Below are 25,902 nucleotides of genomic sequence, written 5' to 3'. Positions count from 1 at the left end.
ACGAAGGAAGCGTCGGGCCGCAGGTGAACGGTGAGCTGTGGGTAGTAAGGGGCAAGTGGTAAGTGTCTTCGGATTTCAGATTTGTTGCTTCGGATTTGGACTTATTTGGTTCTTGGTTCTTTGTATTTCCCCTCAAATCCCAATCGTATTACCCGCATCCGAAAGTAAACACAGCGTGGAGGCTTGCGGTATGAAAATCGCGCCATACCCGGTTAATGCCTGAGCCTTGTTCTGTTGCAATCATTCCGCAGTAAGGGTAAAGGTCATCCACCGAACTACGTGCCAGCTTAACCATTGTTCTGCACGCTTCATTCAGGTTTTCAAGATCTAAAGTATCCCATCGCTTTTCCATGCTGCCATTTTCCCAGGTCTTTTCCAGGATACGGTAAAAAAGCTGCCGGGCGTCTTCCAGCTTGCTTTGGGTGCGTCCCAATATCTCCAGCATTTCACAGGCTTCCTTTATGGCATAGCCATGGCGTTTGATCCTTTCTTCGAAAATGGGTTTACACTCGTCCATAAAATGAAAAGCTATGCCGCAGTAGTTGGCGGCAATGGTTACTTCCGCAAAAAGCTGAAAAGGAAAACGAAAAACAAGATCCGGCAGGCAGGCATGCCCCGGCTCAATAATAAAGCACCTGTTCTTTGGTATATGCAGGGCTTTTACACTAAAGGAATGGCTTGCGGTAGCCCGCATACCGGTGGCATTCCAGGTATTGTGTATTTCTACTTCCTCCTTTCTGAAAATAAATGCTTTTACAAGGGGCGAGCCATCCTCCTGCAATATCAGTTCTCCGTCTTTTTCAATGACACAGTTAGCTGTAAACGCGGTGGCATGCGGAGCGCCCGTTGCGTATTTCCAGTAGCCATTCACGGTGTAGCCGTTTTCGGTAAGCGTGGCTTTTCCGGTAGCCGCGCCACTACCGGCAAGGCATACCTGCTTATCGGAAAAAAAAGCAGCAGCGGCGGATTTATCCATAAATCCAATAAACCAGTTTGCCCCGCTGCAAAGGGTAACCGTCCAACCAAAGCCTCCGTCTGCCCGGGCCAAACACTCCTGCAGGCGTACCCCTTCGGGTAGCGACATTTCAAGTCCGCCCATTAAACGGGGTACAAAAAGGTTAAACCAGTTTTGGTCATAAATGAGTTGCAGTTGCTCGGGATGCAGTTGCCCTGTTTGTTCTGCCGCTGCGGCATACTGCCTGATCAGGGTAATGGATTCCGCGGCTAAAAGCGGCGAAGGATTGTTATTCGTAATCATATAAAGCACGTCAAATGTAGGTACTGCCACCCGGTTCATGAAAAAATCTTACATTCAAAAATGTAAAAGCGCAGCGTATGAAAAAATATTTTTCTTTTGTAATGCTACTGACAGTAACCAGTGCACCTGTTTCGGGACAAAATTTTAAAGAACAGATTGCGGATAAAGCCGGCGCAATACTTCCGGAAATGATTCAATGGCGGCGGTATTTGCATGAATATCCTGAGTTGTCGAACAGGGAATTTAAAACAGCGGAATACATTACCGCGCATTTAAAAAAACTTGGAATAGAAGTACAAACCGGCGTTGCCAGAACCGGTGTGGTGGGTATTTTAAAAGGAGGAAAGCCTGGTCCTGTTATAGCTTTAAGGGCCGATATGGACGGGCTGCCGGTTAAGGAAAGAGTGGATATTTCTTTCGCTTCAAAAGCGGAAGGAGAATATCTTGGAGAAACGGTACCGGTTATGCATGCCTGTGGGCACGACAGTCATATGGCCATATTAATGGGCACGGCATCGGTATTAAGCTCCATGAAAAAAGATATTGCCGGCACCGTGAAATTTATTTTCCAGCCCGCGGAAGAAGGACCGCCCGGCGATGAGGAAGGCGGGGCGCCTTTAATGATCAAAGAGGGAGTAATGGATAACCCGAAGGTGGATGCTATTTTCGGATTACATATTAATTCGGCAACACCTGTTGGAGAAATAAAGTATAAGCCGGGCGCCGAAATGGCCGCAAGCGACTGGTTTACCATTAAAGTGAAAGGGAAACAATCGCATGGCTCCCAGCCGTGGAGCGGGGTAGACCCTATTGTAATTGCATCGCAGATCATCCAGGGCTTACAAACCATTGTAAGCCGCCAGCAAAACCTTACCAAAGCGCCGGTGGTAATTACCGTAGGTAAAATACACAGTGGTGTGAGGAGCAACATCATTCCCGAGGAGCTCATTATGGAGGGAACGATCAGAACGCTGGATGAGGATATGCATAAGGATGTGCATGAAAGAATACGCAACACCGTTAATCATATTGCCGCTGCCGGCGGCGCCACGGCGGAAGTAACCATTGATACCAAAACAAAAGTAACATACAACAACCCTGCTTTGGTGAAGCTGATGCTTCCTTCTTTAGAAGCCGCCGCGGGAAAAGAAAAGGTATATGAAACCGAATGGACAACAGGTGCGGAAGATTTTTCTTTTTTCGGCGATAAAGCGCCGGCCTTCTTTTTCTTCCTGGGAGGGATGCCTGCAGAACAGGATCCGAAAAAGGCCGCGCCTCACCATACGCCCGATTTTTATATAGACGACAGCAGGCTGGATACAGGTGTGAAAGCATTTTGTAATATAGTGATGGATTATGGAAGAGTGAAAGGGAAGTAGGGGAGGTATGAGGTTTCAGGTCTCAGATCTCAGCTGTTAGCCTCCAGACACTAAAATTTTATCATCCTCTAATCCTCTTTAATTTTCACTCGCCTATTCAGTCGATCGCCCCGGGGACGGTACGGACAGGGGCAGGCATTTTCAAATTTTCAAATCCTCACATTTTCAAATTAAATATGCCTCTCTCAAAAAAAGCAGCCCTGGGTTTTATATTCATTACGCTGCTGCTGGATGTTATTGGGTTTGGCATTATTATACCGGTAATGCCCGCCCTCATTGAAGAGCTGATCCAGGGCGATTTGAGTGCCGCATCGCGCTGGGGCGGCTGGCTCACTTTCGCTTTTGCCTTCATGCAGTTTTTATGCGCCCCCATTTTGGGCAACCTCAGTGATAAATACGGAAGACGGCCGGTATTGCTGTTCTCCCTTTTTGGCTTTGGAATAGATTATATCCTTATCGCTCTTGCACCTACTATCGGGTGGCTGTTTGTGGGAAGGATCATCGCCGGCATTACGGGCGCCAGCTTCACCACTGCGTCTGCCTATATCGCCGACATCAGTGCCCCGGCCGACAGGGCCAAAAATTTTGGAATGATTGGCGCTGCGTTCGGTCTGGGCTTTATCATCGGCCCGGTAATAGGCGGTCTCCTGGGTAGTTTGGGGTCGCGTGTTCCTTTTATTGCTGCTGCTGTTATATCGCTGCTGAACTGGCTGTATGGTTATTTTGTGCTGCCTGAATCGCTCAGTAAAGCCAACCGCCGGAGCTTTAGCTGGAAGCGGGCTAACCCGATGGGCTCACTGATGCATCTGCGAAAATATCCCGCGCTGCGCGGACTGATCATTTCATTAATGCTGATCTATATAGCAGCACATTCCGTGCAAAGCACCTGGGCTTTTTTTAATATGGAGAAATTTAAGTGGGATGAAAGAATGGTGGGTATTTCGCTTGGCGTGGTAGGATTGCTCGTAGGATTGGTGCAGGGAGGATTGATCCGTATTGTTAATCCGAAGCTGGGCAACGAAAAGAGTATTCACGTAGGACTGGCATTTTACACACTTGGCCTGGTGTTATTCGCTTTTGCGTCGCAGGGCTGGATGATGTTTGCCTTTTTAATTCCATACTGCCTTGGTGGCATTTGCGGGCCGGCTTTGCAGGCTGTTATTTCGAACCATGTGCCATCCAATGAGCAGGGCGAACTGCAGGGCGCTTTAACCAGTCTTATGAGCGCAACTACCATTATTGGTCCCCCGGTTATGACCAACCTCTTTGCTTATTTCACCAAACAGGACGCGCCGGTGTATTTTCCCGGGGCGCCTTTTCTTTTAGGCGCCGTATTAATGCTGGGAAGCACAATACTGGCTTACCGCATGTTCAGAACAGAAAAAGCAATGGCATAAACAGCTCCTGTGGCAAAATCAAAAATTATTGTTGAGTATATATTCATCAAAATAAACTCTTTAAAAATGCCCTACTTTTGGAAGCATATTAAAAGATGGTATTAAACAATATAGCATGAAACCCATAGTTCAGATTTCTTTAGACCTTACCAATATTGATGAAGCCCTTGAAACCGCTGCCCTTGCCATGCGTGCAGGGGTAGACTGGCTGGAAGCGGGCACGCCACTGATCCTTGCAGAAGGACTGCACGGCGTTCGAAAATTACGCGAAGCTTTCCCCGGCATTCCCATTGTAGCCGATTTAAAAACCATGGACGGCGGTTATCTTGAAGCGGAAATGATGGCCAAAGCCGGTGCCACCCATGTGGTGGTAATGGCAAGAGCGCATGAAGAAACCATTAAATGCGTGGTGCAGGCCGGGAGAGATTTTGGCGCCAAAGTAATGGGTGATAATCTGGGCTGTCCCGATATGGTGGCTGCCGCCAAATGGCTGGAAGATCTCGGCTGCGATTATGTTATTCATCATATTGGTTACGACGAAAGACGGGGCATAGCGGCGCAGGGTAAACGCATGCCCAGCCCGCTGGATCAGCTAAAGGAAGTGGTGCAGGCGGTAAGCATCCCGGTGCAGGCCGTAGGCGGACTGAGCCTGGAGCAGGCCATTCAGTGCCCCGCATACGGTGCACCGTTAGTAGTGCTGGGCGCCCCGCTTACCATTGATGCCGATGCGTTCAAAACCGCAGACGGCGACCTGGAAAGTTCTCTTCGCCTGATCTGCGAAAAGATACATGCGTATGGGGAAATTTGAGATTTAAGATTTGAGATGGGATCCGTAGCGGTTGGTGGCTTGTCGTTTAAGGATTGCCAAAAAGCTCACACCTCATACCTCACACCTGCAACCTATTAACAACATTACCGGGTTTGAAATATCAAATCTAAAATTATAAATATCAAATCATCATATGAAATCAGCAGCGGTAGTTAACTATGCCCCCGAAAAAGGATCGGTTGAGATCCGTGAAATAGATAAGCCGGAGATCGGCGAGGAAGATGTATTATTAGAAGTAGTAAACGTAGGCGTTTGCGGCAGCGACCTGCACCAGTGGACAGCGGACCACAGCTGGCATGTAAATTACCCCGTAGTGCTGGGGCATGAATTTGGCGGTCATATTATTGCATTAGGAAGTCGGGTAACGGGCTGGAAGGAAGGCGACCGCGTGGTAAGCGAAACCGCGGCGGTAATAGATCCCAACAGCGCTATGACCAGGAGCGGTTTATATAATTTGGATCCTTCACGCAAAGGCTTTGGCTATGGTGTAAATGGCGCCATGACGAAGTATGTACGTGTGCCTGCCCGTTGCCTGCACCGTGTGCCCGACCAGTTGGTGTTTGAGCAGGCCTGTTTAACGGAGCCCTGTTGCGTGGCATTTAACGCCGTGGTGGAAAACAGCAGGCTGAAGCCCGGCGACAGGGTAATTGTACTTGGACCCGGAACCATTGGTATCCTTTGTGCCGCAATGGCACGGCTTTGTGGCGCAGAAGTGGCCATTGTGGGTTTGGAAGCCGATAAGCACCGCCTGGATATTGCAAAGCAGTATGGCTGTGAAACCATTATAGGTGATGCCATGCCCTGGGCCACGCAAAGGGATGGCCTGGGTGCAGACTGTATTATAGATGCGGCAGGCGCAAGCATTACTTTAAAAATGGCCATGCAACTGGTGCGGCCTAAAGGACATATTGCAAAAGTAGGCTGGGGACCACAGCCGTTAGGCTTTTCCCTTGACCAACTTGTACAAAAAAATGTAACCCTGCAGGGCAGCTTCAGTCATAACTGGCCAATATGGGAAAGAGTGATCGCCCTGCTGGCAAGCGGACAATTGGATGTAAAGCCCATTATCGGCGGCGTATGGCCCGTAACCGAATGGCACGAGGCATTTGAAAAAATGCATAAAGGAGAGGTGGTGAAGAGCGTGTTGAAACCAGTGTAGCCAGTTTGTAGTTTATGGTTTATTATTTGTAGTTAACAGCAATACTAAACCATACGCTTTTCCTCCTGCCGGCTATTGGTTTGGAAGCCTGGAGTGTAAAGAACCATAAACTGTAAACAACAAACCATAAACTATCCTTCCCGTTAGCTATTAGCTTTGAAGCCTGGGGTATAAAGAACCATAAACCACTAACCATAAACTATAAACTATTCTTCCAATGCGTTTACAAAACAAAGTAATCATCATCACCGGAAGTTGCACGGGTATTGGAAAAGCCATTGCGCAACGCTGCGTGGCGGAAGGCGCCCGTGTGGTAATTCACGGGTTGGAAAAAGAATGGGGCGAAGCGGTTGTGGCAGAGTTGGGAAAAGATAAAGCGGTGCTGCTTATAGAAGACATCAGCAATGAAGGTGCGCCGCAGCGGCTGGTGGATATGGCTGTTAATACGTATGGACAATTAGATGCCGTGGTCAATAACGCGGCTATTGTGGCTTCTTCCAATATACATACCACCGATCTTGATTTTTTGAGAAAAATATTAGAGGTCAATACCATTGCTCCTTTTGCATTAATAAAAGCCGCATTGCCGCATCTTCGCAAACAAAGCGGCTGTGTGCTCAATATCGGATCGGTAAACGCCTTTAGCGGTGAGCCCAATTTGATGGCATACAGTATATCAAAAGGTGGTTTAATGACACTCACCCAAAACCTGGGCGATACGCTTTTCAGGGAAGACGGCGTAAGGGTGAACCAGATCAATCCCGGGTGGGTGCTTACCGAAAATGAGGCTATCCGTAAGCGTGAGCACGGGCTGGCAGACGACTGGTATAAAGACCTGCCCAACGTATATGCACCGGCGGGGCGCATTATTTGGCCGGCGGAAATAGCCGCTGCCGCTGTATACTGGTTAGCCGATGAGTGCGGCCCCATAAGCGGGCAGATCATGACGCTGGAACAATATCCTTTTATTGGCCGCAATCCGCCCAAAGACACTTCTACCATACCGGTGAATACTAAATCCGGGTGAAATACAAAATACCAGGAAGCAAATGCCAAGAACCAAACTTGCCTGCCGGCAGGCAGGCCTGTACGCTGTAGCGGATAAGTTTCAAAATCCGAAGAGCTGAAATGCTACATTCATTATTTGGATAAAAGCGAAGCAGTTTTATGATAAGCGGAGAAATCAATATTAAGCGATGCGGCAATTTTTCTAACTGCCACGGCAATATGATTTTCTACGGTACGGGGAGAAATATTCAGCACTTCGGCAACTTCTTTATAGGTAAGTCCATCTTCCTTAACAAGCTTATATACGATCCGGCACCGGGGTGGTAACTCATGAATAGCCTTGTTTGCTAATTGCAAAAGCTCAGAAGCAACCATTAAGTCTTCAGGATTAGGCACCAGTTCGCTGCATATTACGTCGAGCTGGTTCAGATCCATAACGCAGGCATCACCCTGCCGGTTAATATAATTCAGGCATTGATTTTTGACGGAAACGTAGAGGTATACGCGGAGGTTGGAAATATTGTTGATGGTGGAGCGCTTATTCCAGATCTTAACGAAAACGTCTTCTACTATCTCTTCAGCTACTTCTTTTACTTTCACTATAGAAGCTGCAAACTGGAAAAGCCCGGTATAATAATGGCGGAACAACTGCCTGAAAGCTTGTTGATCATTAAAAAAAGCAACCTGTTCCTGTAGTGCAAATATCTCTTTTCCGGTCATTACAGATAGTTTAGGACTTATTGGACTGATGAAGTTATTGCTATTTTTTCTAAAAAACATAACATCGTTTTCCTTATCGCACATTCAACTCCTGTTTTCCCTTATAGCAATCGTTTGCGCATTTATTTAAAGCTGAACGTAAACCATTCATAAAGGAGAAAAGATTTTGATTATTGAAAGAAAGCGTAATGCCGTTACCTTCCAATCACCGGAAACTGGGATATCCTTAACCTTGTAGCCCCATAAGGTATTAAAATAATTTCTTCTTCCTTCGCGGTCTCCAGCCCGTAAGTATTGCTATAAGGAATAGGACCGGCCATCTCGTTGTACAGTTGCCACGATGGTATGCGCCTTGCTTTGGTTGCAATATAAACAGGAACACTATCCGCGTTCCAGGGAAAGCCGGAAACGTCTTTCTTTTTTTCAAACGTATAATGTTCATCCAGCTTATTGCGGGCTATATCGCTTAGCCCGTAATTCCACGGGGTTGTTGGCCGCACTTCATGATAACGGCTTCCATAGGCAACCGGGTCCTTATCATTTTTGATCTCCCTGGCTTCTTCGCCTATTTTTAATGCGTATACAATTGGCCCGCGTTCTATGGAAACCGAATTTTCATGCCAGGTGTTTTTGAAAATATGCATCGGTAATATTAGTTCAACAATGTCGCCCGACTTCCATTCACGGTTAATTTTAATAACCTGGTTGCCACCGGGCTCCTCCCATGTTGTACCGTTAATTTTTATGCTGCCTTTTTTGCACCATGCCGGTATGCGCAAATGAAAAGGAAAGGAGGCAGATTTGCTTTTGTTATCAATATGCAGTGTAAAGGTAACAGACTCCCCGAACGGGTAATTCGTTTCCTCATTAACAGATACGGCTGTTCCGCCCGAAACAGAGGCTTTTACAGCGCTTGGTGAATACACGAGGGCGGCAAGTCCGCCGTCGGGCGTTGCATACCACAGGTTTTGGGTGAACTTTGGCCAACCCTGGTGCATATTCGATGTACAGCAGGGATATCCGGTAAGCAATCCATAGCACAAATCTGTTCCGCCATGATTCACATCAAAATTTCGGATGTGTCTTGTTATCATAACCTGGTTAGCCTGCTGAAAATACTGCCTGCTCATAAAATCATCCGATATCTGGGCAGGTAAAGCATTAAAGGCTATTTTCTCTAAGTGATCCGCGTAGTGTGCTTCCCCGGTAATACCGAGTATTTTTTCGAGGCTGAACATCATTTCAACGGCAGTACATAGTTCTGATCCCTGCGTGGGATTGTTACCGTGCAAAGCTTCGTCGCCCCCATAAAGGCCGTGCGCCATCCCGTTATATTTCCGTATATCTGCAAAACCTTTTTCTGTTGCATCTGCATATTTTTGTTCGGGATGATGCTGATAATAAATCAGCGGCGCTTTTATTCCCTGCGCCAGGTTTACACAATGAATGCTCCCGGGATCAGACAGCATATCTGTATGCAGGAATGCGTTCGTATAATCAAAGGTTTGCGTATGCAGCAGGTCGCCTAATTCAAGCAGGAAGCTATCGCCTGTTATATTATAAAGCCAGTAAACGATCATCAGGTTGTCTCCTCCCCGGTAACGCGCCCAAAAGGTCCAGTGATCCAGTGGCTTTTGAGGGAGTTCCTTTAACTGATACCTGAAATAATTGGTCATGAGCTGAACAACGCGTTGATCGCCGGTTGCGCTGTAATACTGTTTCAGCACTTTCAGCATCACCATTTTTGGCCACCAGTCGCGGCTATTATCTCTTTGCAGTCCCGGTTCATGACTGTAATCTTTGGAAGGTCCGAAATAGCCATCGGGCTGCTGACTGTTTATAGCCCATTCAATCCAGGGTTTTGTTTTTGCTATCAGCGCTTTATCTTCTAAAATATAGGCAAGGGGTAAAAGACCATCTATCCAGTATGGTCCGCGTTCCCACTGATCTCCATCGCCACCCAGCCAGCCATTCCTGTGGTTCATTACTAAGGGATAAAGGGAATCGAGCTGACCTGTTGCCCCGTTTTTTTGCCTGATCAGCATTTCCTTTAACCATCCCTCCGGCTTTATTGCTCCTAAGGGAAGTTCTATATAAGGGTTTTGCCGGAGTGGCGCACGGTTATGAATATAGTTTTTTTTGTTTCCCTGCCCGGCAGCATGAAGCACGAAACTTATAAAAAGGAATGGCAGGAAGATTTTTTTCATACGGCAATTGTTTTGAATAGAGGCTGTCAGCGATCAGCTATGAGCAATACAAAGAAAGGAATACAAAGAACCAAGAAACCAAATAACAAGAACCAAATAAATTATAAAAGCCCGAAGCCTTAAATCCGAAATTCGATGAAAATACAAAGTGCCAAAACACAAATAACAAGAACAAATAGATACAGATGGTTCGTGCCTGCCAATGACAAGCAAAATCCGAAGCGAAATGCAACGGTAAACTACAAACGAGAAACAACAAATCAAAAAATCCGCTTCCGCCACTGTGAGATTACTTCGACCTTTTAAAATATTATGCAATATTCAAATCAGTTTAAGGTCTAGCTATAACGTTTAAGAACCAAAATCCGAAGAAGTCGCAAGCAGCAGCAATACCTTATACCTTATACCTTATACCTCACACCTTCCCCCTCAATAATCTCCCAAAGTTTCCGGTAGCTGTGCCAGCGCTTTTTGCAATTGCTCATCGTTGGGGGCAATACCGTGCCACTCATGGGTGCCTTCCATAAAATCAACCCCTTTTCCCATAATCGTGTGCATCATTATGGCAATGGGTTTACCTTTCCCCACCAGTGTTTTTGCTTTATTTAAAACAGTAATCAGGTCATCCATATCATTACCATTAGTCTGGAGGGTTGTCCATCCAAAAACTTCAAATTTTTTACTGATATCACCGAGATCCATTACTTTTTTTGTTGGGCCGTCAATTTGCTGACCATTCCAGTCTATGGTAGCAATGAGATTATCTACTTTATTATGGGCGGCAAACATAATAGCTTCCCAGTTCTGTCCCTCGTCTAATTCACCATCTCCATGCAGGGAAAATACCAGCTTATCGTCTTTGTTCAGCTTTTTAGCCAGTGCCGCTCCTATGGCCACACTCATACCCTGACCTAATGATCCGGAGGCTACTCTTATGCCAGGCAAATGTTCGTGCGTGGCGGGATGTCCCTGAAGCCTTGAATTTATTTTGCGGAAAGTAGACAGTTCCTCAAGCGGAAAATAGCCCGACCTGGCAAGCGTGGCGTAAAACACAGGTGAGATGTGGCCGTTGGAAAGAAAAAACAGGTCTTCACCCTTGCCATCCATATTAAAAGAAGGGTCGTGTTTCATTATATCAAAATAAAGTGCGGTAAAAAAGTCGGCACATCCTAAGGATCCTCCCGGGTGACCGCTCTGGCAGGCATGTACCATTCTTACAATGTCTCTTCTGATCTGGATGGCGATGTCTTTTAATTCTGGCATAATTTTTCGCTTTTAAAATGGTGCCAAAGCTAAATAAACTGTTGGATATAAGTGGATATGATTAAATTTTTTGAGAAATATTGTTTTATTTCCCAATACTAACAGATTACACCAACCGTTCTATACAGGCAGTACGTATCATTAGTAGAATCATCTGCTCACCATTCTTTGCATTGTATTTATGCAAATAAATTAATTATCATATTTTCGCACCTTTAAAGCGAACCGGATGGAAATCATTTTGCTGGCAACTATATTAGCTTTCGTTATTACATTTACTGCAATTCCTGTAATTATTAATGTATCTGAAATAAAAAAGCTCTACGATCTGCCAAATGCAAGAAAAATACATGCCACGCCGGTTCCCTCACTTGGCGGACTGGGCATCTTTGCAGGTTTCATCATTTCCTGCCTCATGACCATTTCTTTCAGTTCGGCTCCCGGTTTTCAATATTATTTTGCCGCGGCACTGGTTATTTTTTTCTTGGGTCTTAAGGACGATATATTGATCCTCACCCCCATGAAAAAGATCATCGGGCAAATTATAGCCGCTTTTATTATCATATATAAAGGAGGCATTGTTATTAAAAGCATGCATGGCTTTCTTGGCGTAACTGAGCTGCCCGAGATCATTGGCTTAACCTTAACCTATCTTACGGTAATTGTAATTATTAACTCCTTTAACCTTATTGACGGTGTTGACGGGCTTGCCGCAGGACTGGGCATCTTTACCACATTAACTTTTGGCGTATACTTTTATATTGCCGCTCATGCAGAATTTGCAGCGCTTGCTTTTGCCATGTGCGGCAGCCTGCTGGCATTTTTAATTTTCAACCGTTCCCCCGCCCGTATTTTTATGGGCGATACCGGCTCCCTGTTAATAGGATTGATTAATGCTATCCTGGTAGTGCAGTTTATTAATATCGCAGATTCACCCGGCGCCATCATGCCTTTACAGGCATCCCCTGCCATTGCCATTTCCATACTGATCATTCCCTTATTTGATACCTTAAGGGTTTTTTCTATACGTATTTTTAACCGGCGTTCGCCTTTTAGTCCCGACCGCAATCATATTCACCACATTTTGTTAGACAGGGGTATGAGCCATAAAGCCGTTAGCTTTGCCTTAATTGTGGTCAATATTTTTTTTGTAGCCATAGCGTATTGCCTCAGCTTTCTCAGCATTAATATACTTATCCCTGTTTTAGTAGCACTGGCATTCGGAGGCTTTGCACTGGTTTATTTGCGTAAGCCCCGGCTTATGGTTGTTGCCGGCAGAGATACGGAAGACATTCTGCAGCTTACCAAACCTTCCCGGATCCTGCCTTTAACTCCTGCCAAAAAAGCCGCCGAGCGCAACTAATTTGCATATTCTTTTTATTCTTTCCATTTGTTAGCTTTGCAACGCATTCAATTTTTATAAATTATGTCAGAAGAAGTATCATTTGTATTGGACGTGGGTGAAGACAGCATGAAAAAAGCCATCAGTCATCTGGAGACAGAACTGGTAAAAATAAGGGCTGGAAGGGCTACCCCCCAGATGCTCGACGGGCTGGTGGTTGATTATTACGGATCGCCAACACCCATAAGCCAGGTAGGCAATATTTCTGTAGCCGATGCAAGAACCATAACCATTCAGCCATGGGAAAAAAATATGCTGCAGCCCATTGAGCGTTCCATTATCGCCGCCAATATAGGTGTAACGCCTCAAAACGATGGTATGATCATACGGCTCTTTCTTCCGCCACTAACAGAAGAAAGAAGAAAAGAACTGGTTAAAAAAGTACATGCAGAAGGAGAACAATCGAAAGTAGCTGTGCGCAGCATACGCCGCGATGCGATAGAAGATATAAAAAAGCTGCAGAAAAACGGGTTAAGCGAAGACGCCGGCAAAGATGCGGAAAAAGAAATTCAGCAATTAACCGATAAATATATTGCACTGATAGATACTTATCTTGCTTCCAAAGAGAAGGAGATGATGGCGGTGTGAGATGATAAGGGGTAAGTAGGAAGTGATAAGTAGGAAGTGGTGAGTTTGTCGTTTCACCTCTATCGTTTCACGTTTATTGGGGTGAGAGGTGAATGGTTGTGCGTGGATGCAATACGGATATGGAGCAATTTTAATCAAAAAACCATCATGGCTGCCATAAAATTAAAGAACATCAGTACCCGTGCACCAAAGGAATACGATAAGGAAGATACCAAAATAAAGACGGCAAAAATACTGCGGGAGTTAGATGATCTGCAGAACCTGTTGTTTGCTGAAGGGAAACATGCCGTACTGATAGTGATACAGGGCATGGATGCCAGTGGAAAAGATGGTACAATCCGCAACGTTTTTGGCCAACTCAATCCACAGGGCGTAACGGTTAAGTCTTTTAAAGTACCCACTGCCGAAGAATTATCACACGATTTTTTATGGAGAGTTCACGCGGCTGCACCCGCAAAAGGAACCATACAAATATTCAACAGATCTCACTATGAAGATATACTGGTAACCAGGGTGCATAAATGGTGCGACGATGAAACCGCTAAAAAAAGGATGAAGGCCATTAATGATTTCGAGTCCCTGCTTACCCAACACAACAATACCCGCATCCTGAAATTTTACCTGCATGTTTCTCCCCAAGAGCAACAGGAAAGATTAAACGAAAGAATACATGATCCCGCGAAAATGTGGAAGTACAATGAGAAAGACTTTGAAGAAGCCAGGCACTGGAACACGTATATGAAAATGTACGAAGATTGTTTCGCGCACTGTAATGCCGTACCCTGGCATATTGTTCCGGCAGATCAAAACTGGTACAAGGAATATGTGATTGCTGCTGCGCTGCACAGCACATTAAAGCAGCTTAAAATGCAATATCCCGGCTTAAAAAAATAGCATCATCATACACCCGTGTATTATTTGTGTATAAATGGTGGTGTGCTCAGGCTGTTATTACTATCTGTTAAATATATATAGTATTAATTTGAGCAGGAATTATTTTTGTAATCTTAAAAATCAACACTATGGGCTTACTTAAAGACTTTAAAGATTTCGCGTTAAAAGGAAATGTGGTAGACCTGGCCGTTGCCGTAATCATTGGCGGCGCATTCGGCACAATTGTTTCATCACTGGTGGATGATGTTATTACCCCCTTGTTGCTCACACCTGCATTAAAGGCCGCCCATGCAGAAAACCTGGATCAGTTGATGTGGGGAGCCGTAAAGTATGGCAAATTTTTATCGGCAATTATTAAGTTCCTTATTATCGCGTTCATCCTGTTCCTGATCATTAAAGCCATGAAAAGCCTTCAGAAAGCAGAAGCCCCTGCTCCTCCTCCCGGACCTTCCTCTACCGATCAGTTATTAATGGAGATACGCGATGCATTAAAAAAATAATTTGCTGTAACAACTCTAGTACATTATTTGCACAGGTACCTGGTACTTTTTTGTAAGTGCCAGGTATTATTATTTTACCGGGACAAGCCTTTTTTTATAATTTCGCGACAAATTTTTAGAACCATGAAAAAAATCTTATTGAGTGCTTTCCTTATTTCTTTTGCTTTCTCTGCCACGCTTTATGCCCAGGATCCTACCGTATCAGAAATGCGGGATGCTGCCGGAAGAACCGTAGCCAAAGATCCGAATGATACGGTTCCCCAGATTTGGAAGAAAGGTGGATTATTCAGCATTAATGTTAACCAGGGGGCTCTAAGCAACTGGGCCGCCGGTGGCGACAAATCATCGCTATCTATTGCTTCATTGCTTAATTTATATGCTTTTTATAAAAAAGACAGGCAAATCTGGGATAACACCTTAGACATTGCCTATGGCTTTGTAAATACAACCAGCCTCGGCAGCAGGAAAGCAGACGATCGCTTTGATTTTCTTTCCAGGTACGGCTACCAGCTCGGCAAAGGAAGCTGGTATGCCAGCGCATTATTTAATTTCAGAACCCAGCTAACCGGGGGATACGCCTATCCCGATGGTGATCCCAAGGTGCTTACTTCTAACTTTCTTTCTCCTGCTTATATATTGGTTTCTCCTGGTATAACATATCAGCCTAACAATAATTTTTCAGTATCGCTCTCCCCTGCCACAGGAAGATGGACGATTGTAAATGACGATATATTATCTGCCGCAGGAGCATTTGGAGTTGACCCTGGCAAAAAAATAAAAACAGAATTCGGTGCCTTTGGCTCCATAAATTATAAAGCGAACATTAGTGAAAGCGCTTCTTATGTAGGGCGGCTTGATTTGTTCTCTAACTATTTGCATAATCCGCAAAATATTGACCTTTATATGACCAATATGCTGCTGGTAAAAGTAACCAAACTGATTACCGTAAGCCTTTCCGTAGATATGATTTACGACGATGATGTAAAAACCGTTGATGCAAACAGTAACCCTGCCGGTCCAAAAATTCAGCTCAAAGAACTGATGGGCATAGGTTTAGCTTATCGTTTTAAAAACTGATAATCGTTGCTTACATTTGCTGCGTCCCGTTTCGGTTACACTATGTAAAACCGGCAGGACGTAGTATTTAAATATTGTATAGGTGAATACAGAATCATACCAGATTAAGCTCCCGCAATTTGAAGGTCCGTTTGACCTTTTGCTATTCTTTATTGAAAGGGATGAGCTTGATATTTACGACATACAGATCACTAAGATCATCAATGATTTTGTAACCTATATGCACAGTATGGAAGATCTAAGTATAGAGCTCAGCAGCGAGTTCATACTTTTTGTTTCCACGCTCATGCGCATAAAAGCAAAAATGCTGCTTCCCCGCAAGGAAATAGATGAACAGGGTAATGAAGTTGATCCGCGGCAGGAACTGATTGATAAGCTGCTTGAATACAAACGGTTTAAAGAAGCTTCCGCTAAAATGGCGGAAATGGAAGCCATCCGCATGCTGATGGTGAAAAGGGGTAATATACAGAAGGAAATGACGCAGGTGGGCGAAGACGCAGGCGAAGGCACCGAAATACAAACCATTACCATGTTTAAGCTAATGAAGGCTTTTGAACGGGTAATGCAGCGGCTGCACGATCGTAACAACAAGCCCCAGCATGTGGTATACAACTACCATTATACCATGGAAGACAGCAGGGAGTATATGATAGACATGGTGCACACCGGAAAAACGGTAACCTTTGATAAAATATTTGAAATTTGCGATAACCGCATACACGCCATATTCCTTTTCCTTTCCATGCTGGAACTGATACAGCAAAAATACATGAGCATCATTACCGGTGAAGGCAGGAATAATTTCATTGTAGAATGGAATGAGAACAGGGAAGAGCTGTTATCTATTGAAGAAGCAGGGGAATAAGGTGTGAGGTATAGGGTACAAGGGTATAGGGTACAAGGGTTTCCGCTTTCAGCGATCAATTCATCCTATAGTAATTACTTACGCTGATATCTGATCGCTCAATGCTGACGGCTAATCATTACCTTTGCAACAACCCAGCGGCTACCATATTACATGAAACAAAAAGCCATCCTTTTCCTTGTTTTTCTGTTGCCTCTTTTCTGTGCTGCCCAGGAAAGTCCTTTGCAATGGGAGGTAAACAGTACAAAAAACGATGGCAGTTCCTACACGATTACCATAAAAGCCACGCTCAACCAGCAATGGCATATATACGCTGATTCCATTGCAGCTATAGAACTGGAAGGTTTACATATAACCTGGGATAACGACAACATACAAAAAAACGGGAAGCTTACTGCAGGATCCGAAGCCACCATAATAAAAGATCCTGTTTTTGACAACCGGGAACTTGGCGTATATACCGGCGATTTCACTCTCACGCAAAAAATAAATATTGCAGGAACGGTGCCGGCCTCACTTAAAATAAAACTGCAGGGATTTGCTTCCAACAATGAAGAATTTGTTCCGGTTGATGAAACCAAAACCGTGTATTTTGAAGGCGGTATAGCCACTGCCGCCGCCAGCCAGATCAGGCTGCAGGAAGTTGATTTAAAAAACCCGGTATCGCCCTGCGGAGATGAAACCCAGCCGGGGCAGGGTTTGCTCACTGTTTTTTTCCTGGGTTTTGTGGGTGGCCTCATTGCCCTGCTTACTCCCTGTGTATTTCCAATGATACCCGTTACCGTTTCTTTTTTCACCAACAGGGCATCTCATAAAAAACAGGCCATACGCAACGGGATCATGTATGGGTTTTTTATTTTTCTTATCTATGTTTTAGCCAGCATCCCTTTTCATATTATCGGCAATGTGCAACCCGAAATATTTAATAATATTTCCACCAATGCATGGCTCAATGTTTTTTTCTTTGCTGTTTTTATATTCTTCGCCATTTCATTTTTCGGCTATTTCGAAATAACCCTCCCTGCGGGTATTGCCGGCAAGGCCGATGCTAAAAGCAATATAGGCAGCATCAGCGGCATATTTTTCATGGCGCTTACGCTGGTGATCGTATCCTTTTCCTGCACCGGCGTAATTTTAGGAACCCTGCTGGTGGGTACCGCCTCTGAAGGCGCATGGTCGCTTACCAGCGGTATGGCAGGATTTGGAACAGCGCTGGCATTGCCTTTCGCTCTTTTTGCCATGTTTCCCAACTGGTTAAAATCGCTGCCTAAAAGCGGCGGATGGCTCGATACCGTAAAAAAGATCCTGGCATTCCTGGAACTGGCGCTTGCTTTCAAGTTTCTTTCCAATGCCGACCTGGTAGAGCATTGGGGCTTACTGAAAAGAGAAGTATTTATCGGCATCTGGCTGTTAATTACGATAGGACTCGGTTGTTATCTTTTTGGATGGCTAAAGCTGCCCCACGATTATAAAGGCCAAAAAATACCGCTAGCACGAAAAGTGCTGGGCATATTATCTTTTATTTTTGCCGTATATCTTATACCCGGACTTACCCCAACGCCCTATGCCAATCTCAAATTATTAAGTGGCTTTCCACCTCCTTTAAGCTATAGTATTTATGGCGAATCCAACGTGCAGGGCAAAGGCGTTGAACCGCACGTGATCAATGATTTTGAAAAAGCAATACAGCTATCCGCGCAGCAAAACAAACCGATTCTTATTGATTTTACCGGATGGGCCTGTGTAAACTGCCGCAAAATGGAAGAACAGGTTTGGACAAAGCCCGAAATTTCATCGCTGCTCAACGAAAAATTCATACTCGTTTCATTGTATGTTGACGATCGTAAAAAGCTCTCCCCATCGGAGCGGTTCACCTATACTTTTGCTGATGGAAAAGGTAAGGATATTGAAACCATAGGCGATAAGTGGTCTACTTTTCAAACGGAGAACTTCGGAAAATCTACACAGCCGCTGTATGTTATTTTAAACCACGAAGGTAAATTACTGACCCATCCTGTTGGCTATACGCCCGATGCTAAAAAGTACGAAGATTGGTTAAACTGCGGGTTAGAAGCCTACGCTTCAAATCAATAAAATCGCTTACATTTAGGCTACCTAAAATTATCATGTTATGCCCATACGGATGACAGACGATCCGCAGGATCAGCAGGAACAATTTAATGATGGAGGGGGTGGCAGACAAAGTGGAGGGGGCGGTTTACGCGGAGGCGGTGGCGGATTGCTGGCGCTTTTGCCTTTTTTACTGCGGATTTTCGGAGTGAAAGGAATGCTGGTGATAGCAGCCATAGGAATTGGAGGTTATTTTTTACTTGGGCGCAGTGGCTGCGGAAATATGCTGGATCAGGCCGGGCTACTGGCTACCGGCGGTATACTGGACCCCCAACAGTTTCAGAAAGCCAGTATATATGAAGCACTGGAAGACGACAATACAAAAAACCCTTTACCCGAAGCTGCTAACCTTCAGCGCTATGCGCCGCAGGCGGGCAACCAGGGAGAACAGGGCAGTTGCGTGGCCTGGAGCAGCGCTTATGCAGCCAGAAGCATACTGGAAGCATCGCGTACCGGGCAAAATGCCGGGCAGGTAGCATTCAGTCCCGCTTTTTTATATAACCAGATCGGGCTCGATGGCTGCCAGGGCTCTTATATCATAAGGGCAATGGAATATATGACCAAACAGGGCTCATTACCTTATGAACAATTTCCATATTCCGACCAGGATTGCAGCAGGCAGCCTTCCGGCAGCTTAATTCAGCAGGCTGCCCAATTTAAAATGCGCGGCTTTAACCGGCTAACCAAAGGCGATAACACGGAAGAGCTGGATATGCGTGCCGTTAAGGAAAACCTGGCCCAGGGCGCACCGGTTGTTATAGGGATGATGGTGGGGGAAAGCTATATGCAAAATATGCTGGGTAAAGACGTTTGGATCCCCGGGCCCGGCGATGCGGGCATGATGGGCTTTGGCGGACATGCCCAATGCGTGGTAGGCTACGATGATACAAAATATGGAGGATCGTTCCTTATCATGAATAGCTGGGGTCCGGAATGGGGAAACAACGGGTTTGCCTGGGTGCGCTATCCCGATTTTAGAAGATATGTAAGGGAAGCCTACGGGCTGGAACCAATGGTTAAAACAGGAACTGCGGCCAACACGCCTTTTGGCTGTGAAATTGGACTGGTGGAGGTACAGTACGATGGTAAAAAAACAAGCCCTAAAGGATATATCCCTTTACGCATAAGCACAGGTAACCGCTTTGAAACGATAACGCCTGTTAGAACAGGCACCAGGTTCAAAATGGAAGTGAAGAACAGTACGGAATGTTATATTTATGTATTTGGCAAAGAAACTGACGGCACCAGCTATACGCTGTTCCCTTACCCGGACGCTGCAGACCCTTCTAAAACAAAATATGCCCCTTTTTGCGGCATTACAGGCTACCGGCTGTTTCCAAAAGACAAAAGTATGATGCCCGACAGCATCGGTACCAAAGACATGATAGTGGTGGTGGTAAGCAAGCAGCCGCTTGACTGGTATAAGCTTAATCAAACCATCAGCCAGCAACCACAGTCCGATTTTGCCACACGCGTAAATAATACCTTACGTACGCAAGCTTCATCCAATATCCGTTACGAGAGCACCGCAACAGGCACCATTGAATTCCAGGGTGCAGCGGCAGCTAACCAGGTAGCAGCGTGCGTGGTAGAGATCAGTAAACAGTAACCAATAATGTACGCTTCAGCAACATTTCCCTCAAATAAATCTGCACCGTATGAATCCATTTATAAAACTGGCCCGTAATCCCGTAAAGTTCCGGTTGTTCCTGCTTTTCAGACTGCCCAGCGCTTATTTTGCGGGCGTAAGAATAAAGTCCATTTCCGAAGAAAAGTGCGTAGTAACAGTACCGTATAAGTGGTTTTCGAAAAACCCTTTCCGCTCCACTTATTTTGCCTGCCTGGCAATGGCCGCGGAAATGAGCACCGGTGCTTTAGCGTTGGCCAATATCTATAAACGCAGCCCCTCTGTATCTATGCTGGTAACAGAAATGAGCGGGGAATACTATAAAAAAGCCACCGGAATTACTTCCTTTATATGCCGCGACGGCATAGCCCTGCGGGATGCAGTAGAGGAGGCCATTGCTGCAAATGGCGATAATATTATTACCGTACAAACTGCAGGTACCAATGAAGCCGGTGAGATAGTGGCTGTATTTAATTTTACCTGGTCTTTTAAAGTGAGGCGCAAATAAGTGATTATGAAAAAAAGAAATGGCCGGGGATTGATTTTTAAATGCTTATTCTTTTAAAATATAAAGACCGGACTCAAATGCCCGGTCTTTATAAAACCCCTAAATTAACTTCCTGAATATAACATTCCTGTATCAAATAAATATGCCAGCATTTATCTAAGCTGATTTTAAAGCTTAACTTTACTGCTGCTACTGGTTTTACAGGGAGATATTCCACAGGCTGGGGAATTAATTGCTCATTAAGAAATATAAGAACCGCTTCCAGTATGTGTTTGTGCGGTTAATGCAGGGTATTTATTTCTGGCAGGGAAATGTATTACTATACCAGTAATAAAATAAATGATTATTATCACTATTAAAATCAACTATTATGAAAGCAGATTCTAAAGTTTTGCTGGGCTTATTAGCAGGAGCAGCCATTGGCGCCATAGCGGGTATTCTTTTCGCCCCCGACAAAGGTTCCGAAACCAGGAAAAAAATAACGAAGAATACATCCGATATGGGCGACCAGTTAAAACATACCTTCAATGATTTTATTGATACGGTAAAAGACAAATACCGCAGTGCAAAAAATGAAGTGGAAGATGTAGCTGAAAAAGGTAAGGTGAGTACATTCAGCAACCAGGCAAAAAATTCAGTGGTTTAAAGGCCGAAACAAATGAAGTGCTAATAACCATTCCGGCGGCATAAAAAAATTCCTATAATGAAAGAAACGATTTCTGAAAATATAACAATGTTAGTGGATGACGCAGGTCGTTATATAGAAGCGAAAACGGAATTGTGGAAGCTAAAAGCAGTTGATAAAACTACAGAAATAGCCACAGCGCTGATATCGAAGCTTCTTTTTATCCTTATTGGTTTTATTGCAGTTATTGCGTTAAATACCGGCATGGCATTGTTAATCGGAAAATGGCTCGGGGAGGCGTATTATGGATTTTTTATTGTCGCCGGTTTTTATTTATTACTGGGTATTGTGCTGTATGCGGCAAGAGACAGCCTGATCAAAAAACCATTTTATAAAACCGTTATCAATAAAATATTGAAATGAACAATACTTTGCAACCGGAAGATGTAAAAGCCAGGATTGCATTGCTGGAAGCGCAAACACGTGTTATGGAAGATGGACTAAGGGAAAGGATAAGGGCAACTTATAACAGTCTTACCCCTGTCAACCTGCTCAAAAGCGCTTTCAATGAAGTAACTGCCGATTCCGGGTTAAAAAGCAGCATCCTTAATATAGCGCTTAAATTGGGGCTTGGGTATATGGGTGGCCGCCTGTTCTGGAATCCTACCGGAAGCATCGCTAAAAAAGCGGTAGGAGCGGCATTGCAATTAGGAACCAGCAGGGAAGTAAGTAAAAAATTATCTATCTGGAAAAAGTTTATCGCCAATCTTTTCACTAAAGATAAAAAAGCGGCATAAAATCCCTCTCTCCCATCCTTTTCGATCACTCTTTGAATGGGTTGTTCTGCTTATAGTGAATAATTCTCTATCTTTCATAACTGAACAACCCGCATGTATGAAAGACTTATTGCTTGTTCTTCCTTTTATATTGCTCTGCAGAAGCGCAGATGCACAAGCCTGTGCATCGTTTTATCTGTTGCAGGATAATAAAACAATAGAACTGGCGGTATATAACAATAAAGGAAATCCAAACGGAACCATCCTGTACAATACTTCCGGTCAGTCTGTTAAAGGCAGCACCACTACGGCAACCCTGCATACCACTTTGCTGAATAAAGCAGGAAAACCGGTGAATAAAGGCGTAAGTAATGTAAAATGCAGCAGCGGCACACTCATGATGGACATGAACCTTTTTCTCCCGCAGCAACAAACCGAACAATTTAACACGGCGCAGGCCAAAGTAAAAAATGCATTCATAGAATATCCCGCTGCCATGCAAACCGGCGACAAATTAAGAGACGGTACGTTTGATATGGAAATTGACAATAACGGGGTAAAGCAGGTTTTAAAAATGCAGATTTTAGACAGGACAGTAACCGGCGCAGAAAAAATAAGTACAAAAGCCGGCGCCTGGGATTGTGTAACCATAACCTACCGGGTAAAATTAAATATCCAAACAGGGCCTATCAGCATCCCATTAAACTTTGAGGCAACAGAATGGTTTGCTCCCGGGTTTGGCATTGTTAAAACCGGAAGTGAAGCCGGGTCTACAGAAATCGTGGCTATCCGATAAAAAAAATTAAACCAACAATTGAACTGACAGGTGACATTTATCTGGAGGACGACAGCGTTTTATTTCTGAACCCTGACGGCACGATACCAACGAACTACAACTGATGCTCCTTTCGTTGGAACTTCTTTTAATGGAACACAAAATATTTACTTATCATTTTTTTTACTTTAAATTGCCATCCGTTATTCCGGCAGACAGCATTCAGATATAGCACCTGCAGCAATACCTGAACGTTATCTGTCATTTTACAAGGCGGGCGTAAAATAAAAAACCACATTAAGTAAAAAAAACAGTATGACATATCCCTTTATTCCAATCGGACTAATAGCAGTATTTATTGTTTACATCTTATATCTTCTTATCATCAAAAAAGATATCAAAAAACTTAAATCCGTATTATATCCAGGTTTATTCTTTATTGTTATTTGGGCAGTCATTTATTTTTTTTTGTTGAAATAAATTTACACCCGGTAACCCTGCGCTGAACTTCGCCGGGATCCCGTATCTTCTATACCGGCCCTTTTAAGACAGCCTTACCTATAAATCCAGATATCTGACACAAAAGATTCCCGCTGAATATGATGGCTTTGCGGGAAGGCCGTGCTGATTTATATTATCGTAATAACTATCGCATGATAATAAGAGTTTAAAAAATATTCAGACGAAGATGTGAAGAATATTACAGCGATCAATCTCCAGAAGCAAACCACTTACTTAGTTCATAGTTATATTGAGGTGGTATCAGCCAAATATTACGCTTAAAAATCAGCTATTTGGCACTTATATTGTCTATATAAAGAAATAAAAACTAAACTATGAGCACAGAAAATTTTCATAATACGGAAGCCATTGAAAAGCTTAAAGAGCTGGTGAATAAAATTGACATCGGGATGCTATGTACCTATCCTTCAGAACAAGGCTACATTCACGCCATTCCTATGAGCCGGCAGGAAGTGGATGAAGAAGGAAACATCTGGTATTTGTTTTCTTCAGAAAGTGAAACATACGCTAATTTGGAAAGGAACCATAAGGTGAGTGTTTTATTTTCGCACGTTGGTGATTACACTTTTTTAAGTGTAAATGGTGTGGCAGAAATTTCCCGGGATAAGCAGCGGGTGGAAAAATACTGGAACAAATTTGTAGAAGCCTGGTTTGAAAAAGGTAAAGAAGACCCCCGCATTCGTGTGTTGAAAGTGAAGGTGGAAGATGCACATTATTGGGACAATAAGACAAACAAACTGGTCACCTTTTTTAAACTGGCAGCCAGCGCAGTTTCCGGGCAGAAACTTGACATAGGGCGTGAAGGGGAATTAAATATTTAAAGCTAAATATCCAATTAATGACTTGCAATAAATATGGACTTAAAATCAAATGAACCATTCTGGCTGGTTAAAAACGGGATCCTCAACAGTTACCCTTCTCTTCGTGAAGATGCTGCATGTGATGTATTAATCGTAGGTGGTGGCATTACCGGCGGCCTGATCGCTCATCAATGTATAGCCGACGGGTTTGATACGATTTTAATTGACAAGCGCGAAATTGCCAACGGAAGCTCTTCGGCTACCACTTCCATGCTGCAATATGAGATAGATACACCCTTATATGAACTGACAGAGATGATTGGTGAAAAAGGAGCCGTGGCGAGTTACAAAGCTTGTGCTGAAGCTATCGGTCAGTTGGGTGGCATTGCAAAAAAGATCAGGTCAAAAGCAGGATTCAAACAAAAGGACTCGCTCTATTTTGCGGCTTTGAAAAAAGATAAGGAATGGCTCAGGAAAGAATTTGAAGCCCGGAAGAATGCCGGTTTTGAAGTGAAATGGATGGAAGCAGAAGCCATACAAAAAAAATATAAGCTGGATAAAGCCTTTGGCGGTATTCTTTCTAAACAAGGCGCCAGTGTGGATGCATTTATGCTTGTACACGAAATTCTGGAATACAACTGCAAAAGAGGTCTACAGGTGTACGACAAAACCGGGCTTGCCGATGTCAGATACGGCACCCGCTTAAATGAAGTTAATGTGAGTACAGGTGCAACCATTAAAGCAAAGAAGATTGTGTATTGCATAGGTTATGAAAGTACCACAATGATTAGGGAAAAGTTTGTAGATCTTATCAGCACTTTTGCGATTGTCTCTGAGGTTGAACCCGGATTAAGCAGGCAATACAAAGATGTTCTTATTTGGAACACTTCAGATCCCTATGTTTATTTACGTACTACGGATGATGGCAGAATGCTGATAGGAGGTGAGGATGAGGAATTCCGTAACCCGCAAAAGCGGGATGCACTGATAGCGAAGAAGGAACAGAAACTGGTCAGATCTTTTGAAAAATATTTACCGCAGGCAACCTTTCATACTGATTTTGCCTGGGCAGGAACATTTGGAGAAACAAAAGATGGTTTGCCCTACATAAGCGAACATAAAGATTTTAAAAACAGCTATTTTGTTTTGGGCTTCGGCGGTAATGGTATCACCTTCTCGGTAACAGGAATGGAAATGGTTTCCTATTGGCTGAAAGGCAGAAAGCATTTGCTTTCGGAATGGTTTCAATTTGGAAGATAACCGAAAAGAGGCTGCTTGCTGAAGAACAGGCATCCAGGATGGTGGCAAATGAAAGTTTTTAACCCAACATAATCCTCCATTGCCTGACCCGGAACCCCTCAAAGCTGGCTAAAGGAGAAAACAGGGATTTCAGAGAAATCATACTCTATTGTTATTGTCTGTCCACTGTGTAATTCAGTTCAGTTACCCCGCAGGTAAATTGACGGGTAGTTAATAGATTCAGTTTTATTTTGTCTTTGATATCTGCAAACAATGGAATGCCCCGTCCAAGAATAATTGGATAGGATTAGGTATTTTATTCTCAAATAGCTTTTAGTATTGAATAGGGGTGTG

General features: G+C 44.1%; 24 protein-coding genes. 20 read left to right on the top strand and 4 right to left on the bottom strand.

Features of this window, described 5'->3' with window-relative positions:
- Positions 1-148 precede the first annotated feature (148 nt).
- A complete protein-coding gene (locus PLE34_RS04890) occupies positions 149-1,258 on the bottom strand; it encodes an acyl-CoA dehydrogenase family protein (protein WP_324554666.1) in 1,110 nt (369 codons plus the stop codon).
- 77 nt (positions 1,259-1,335) lie between these two features.
- Here PLE34_RS04890 and PLE34_RS04885 point away from each other — a divergent pair, with 77 nt between their 5' ends.
- The 5 genes from PLE34_RS04885 to PLE34_RS04865 all read left to right on the top strand — a co-directional run bounded on the left by PLE34_RS04885 (position 1,336) and on the right by PLE34_RS04865 (position 7,049).
- Positions 1,336-2,637 (top strand): amidohydrolase, encoded by a 1,302-nt coding sequence (locus PLE34_RS04885; RefSeq protein WP_324554665.1) that lies wholly within the window; start codon positions 1,336-1,338, stop codon positions 2,635-2,637.
- Positions 2,638-2,813: 176 nt separating this feature from the next.
- The gene (locus PLE34_RS04880; protein ID WP_324554664.1) at positions 2,814-4,034 is read left to right on the top strand and encodes a TCR/Tet family MFS transporter; all 1,221 of its coding nucleotides are present in this window, start codon (positions 2,814-2,816) and stop codon (positions 4,032-4,034) included.
- A 115-nt stretch (positions 4,035-4,149) separates the two neighbouring features.
- Entirely contained in the window at positions 4,150-4,842 is a 693-nt protein-coding gene (locus PLE34_RS04875) for an orotidine 5'-phosphate decarboxylase / HUMPS family protein (protein WP_324554663.1), read from the top strand.
- Positions 4,843-4,996: 154 nt separating this feature from the next.
- Positions 4,997-6,022 carry a zinc-binding dehydrogenase gene (locus PLE34_RS04870; RefSeq protein ID WP_324554662.1) on the top strand — a complete coding sequence of 342 codons (1,026 nt, stop codon included), beginning with the start codon at positions 4,997-4,999 and terminating at the stop codon, positions 6,020-6,022.
- Between the two features lie 217 nt (positions 6,023-6,239).
- Positions 6,240-7,049 carry an SDR family NAD(P)-dependent oxidoreductase gene (locus PLE34_RS04865; RefSeq protein ID WP_324554661.1) on the top strand — a complete coding sequence of 270 codons (810 nt, stop codon included), beginning with the start codon at positions 6,240-6,242 and terminating at the stop codon, positions 7,047-7,049.
- Between the two features lie 113 nt (positions 7,050-7,162).
- Here the strand turns inward: PLE34_RS04865 and PLE34_RS04860 are convergent, their stop codons facing one another.
- The 3 genes from PLE34_RS04860 to PLE34_RS04850 all read right to left on the bottom strand — a co-directional run bounded on the left by PLE34_RS04860 (position 7,163) and on the right by PLE34_RS04850 (position 11,220).
- A complete protein-coding gene (locus PLE34_RS04860) occupies positions 7,163-7,750 on the bottom strand; it encodes an RNA polymerase sigma-70 factor (protein ID WP_324554660.1) in 588 nt (195 codons plus the stop codon).
- Between the two features lie 194 nt (positions 7,751-7,944).
- Positions 7,945-9,957: a beta-L-arabinofuranosidase domain-containing protein gene (locus PLE34_RS04855; RefSeq protein ID WP_324554659.1), complete on the bottom strand. Its 2,013-nt coding sequence runs from the start codon at positions 9,955-9,957 to the stop codon at positions 7,945-7,947.
- Between the two features lie 429 nt (positions 9,958-10,386).
- Complete coding sequence (locus PLE34_RS04850) at positions 10,387-11,220, bottom strand: transketolase (RefSeq protein ID WP_324554658.1); 834 nt, start codon at positions 11,218-11,220, stop codon at positions 10,387-10,389.
- Between the two features lie 229 nt (positions 11,221-11,449).
- Here PLE34_RS04850 and PLE34_RS04845 point away from each other — a divergent pair, with 229 nt between their 5' ends.
- The 15 genes from PLE34_RS04845 (at position 11,450) to PLE34_RS04775 (ending at position 25,569) form a co-directional block, all read left to right on the top strand.
- Positions 11,450-12,583, top strand: coding sequence for a glycosyltransferase family 4 protein (locus PLE34_RS04845; protein WP_324554657.1), 1,134 nt, complete (start codon positions 11,450-11,452; stop codon positions 12,581-12,583).
- A gap of 63 nt (positions 12,584-12,646) precedes the next feature.
- Positions 12,647-13,210, top strand: a complete 564-nt coding sequence (gene frr / locus PLE34_RS04840; RefSeq protein ID WP_324554656.1) for a ribosome recycling factor — start codon at positions 12,647-12,649, stop codon at positions 13,208-13,210.
- A gap of 147 nt (positions 13,211-13,357) precedes the next feature.
- Entirely contained in the window at positions 13,358-14,104 is a 747-nt protein-coding gene (locus PLE34_RS04835; protein ID WP_324554655.1) for a PPK2 family polyphosphate kinase, read from the top strand.
- Between the two features lie 128 nt (positions 14,105-14,232).
- Positions 14,233-14,604 (top strand): large conductance mechanosensitive channel protein MscL, encoded by a 372-nt coding sequence (mscL, locus tag PLE34_RS04830; RefSeq protein WP_324554654.1) that lies wholly within the window; start codon positions 14,233-14,235, stop codon positions 14,602-14,604.
- Between the two features lie 123 nt (positions 14,605-14,727).
- Positions 14,728-15,681: a DUF3078 domain-containing protein gene (locus tag PLE34_RS04825; protein WP_324554653.1), complete on the top strand. Its 954-nt coding sequence runs from the start codon at positions 14,728-14,730 to the stop codon at positions 15,679-15,681.
- 82 nt (positions 15,682-15,763) lie between these two features.
- A complete protein-coding gene (locus PLE34_RS04820) occupies positions 15,764-16,546 on the top strand; it encodes a segregation and condensation protein A (RefSeq protein WP_324554652.1) in 783 nt (260 codons plus the stop codon).
- Between the two features lie 153 nt (positions 16,547-16,699).
- Complete coding sequence (locus PLE34_RS04815) at positions 16,700-18,640, top strand: protein-disulfide reductase DsbD family protein (protein ID WP_324554651.1); 1,941 nt, start codon at positions 16,700-16,702, stop codon at positions 18,638-18,640.
- A gap of 37 nt (positions 18,641-18,677) precedes the next feature.
- A complete protein-coding gene (locus PLE34_RS04810; protein ID WP_324554650.1) occupies positions 18,678-20,285 on the top strand; it encodes a C1 family peptidase in 1,608 nt (535 codons plus the stop codon).
- Positions 20,286-20,334: 49 nt separating this feature from the next.
- The gene (locus tag PLE34_RS04805; RefSeq protein ID WP_324554649.1) at positions 20,335-20,811 is read left to right on the top strand and encodes a DUF4442 domain-containing protein; all 477 of its coding nucleotides are present in this window, start codon (positions 20,335-20,337) and stop codon (positions 20,809-20,811) included.
- A gap of 370 nt (positions 20,812-21,181) precedes the next feature.
- Positions 21,182-21,457, top strand: a complete 276-nt coding sequence (locus PLE34_RS04800; RefSeq protein ID WP_324554648.1) for a YtxH domain-containing protein — start codon at positions 21,182-21,184, stop codon at positions 21,455-21,457.
- 57 nt (positions 21,458-21,514) lie between these two features.
- Positions 21,515-21,859, top strand: a complete 345-nt coding sequence (locus PLE34_RS04795; protein WP_324554647.1) for a hypothetical protein — start codon at positions 21,515-21,517, stop codon at positions 21,857-21,859.
- On the top strand, positions 21,856-22,233 hold the full coding sequence (locus PLE34_RS04790; RefSeq protein ID WP_324554646.1) for a hypothetical protein: 378 nt from the start codon (positions 21,856-21,858) through the stop codon (positions 22,231-22,233). The genes PLE34_RS04795 and PLE34_RS04790 overlap by 4 nt, the downstream gene beginning before the upstream one ends.
- 97 nt (positions 22,234-22,330) lie before the next feature.
- Positions 22,331-23,008: a TapB family protein gene (locus PLE34_RS04785; RefSeq protein WP_324554644.1), complete on the top strand. Its 678-nt coding sequence runs from the start codon at positions 22,331-22,333 to the stop codon at positions 23,006-23,008.
- 815 nt (positions 23,009-23,823) lie between these two features.
- Positions 23,824-24,330: a pyridoxamine 5'-phosphate oxidase family protein gene (locus PLE34_RS04780; RefSeq protein WP_324554643.1), complete on the top strand. Its 507-nt coding sequence runs from the start codon at positions 23,824-23,826 to the stop codon at positions 24,328-24,330.
- A 33-nt stretch (positions 24,331-24,363) separates the two neighbouring features.
- Positions 24,364-25,569 carry an NAD(P)/FAD-dependent oxidoreductase gene (locus PLE34_RS04775; protein WP_324554642.1) on the top strand — a complete coding sequence of 402 codons (1,206 nt, stop codon included), beginning with the start codon at positions 24,364-24,366 and terminating at the stop codon, positions 25,567-25,569.
- Positions 25,570-25,902: the final 333 nt, after the last annotated feature.

This window comes from Agriterribacter sp., assembly GCF_035445465.1.
Taxonomy (GTDB): Bacteria; Bacteroidota; Bacteroidia; order Chitinophagales; family Chitinophagaceae; genus Agriterribacter.
The sequence above is the reverse complement of the archived record's forward strand: the minus strand, read 5'-3'. Positions and strand labels throughout refer to the sequence as shown.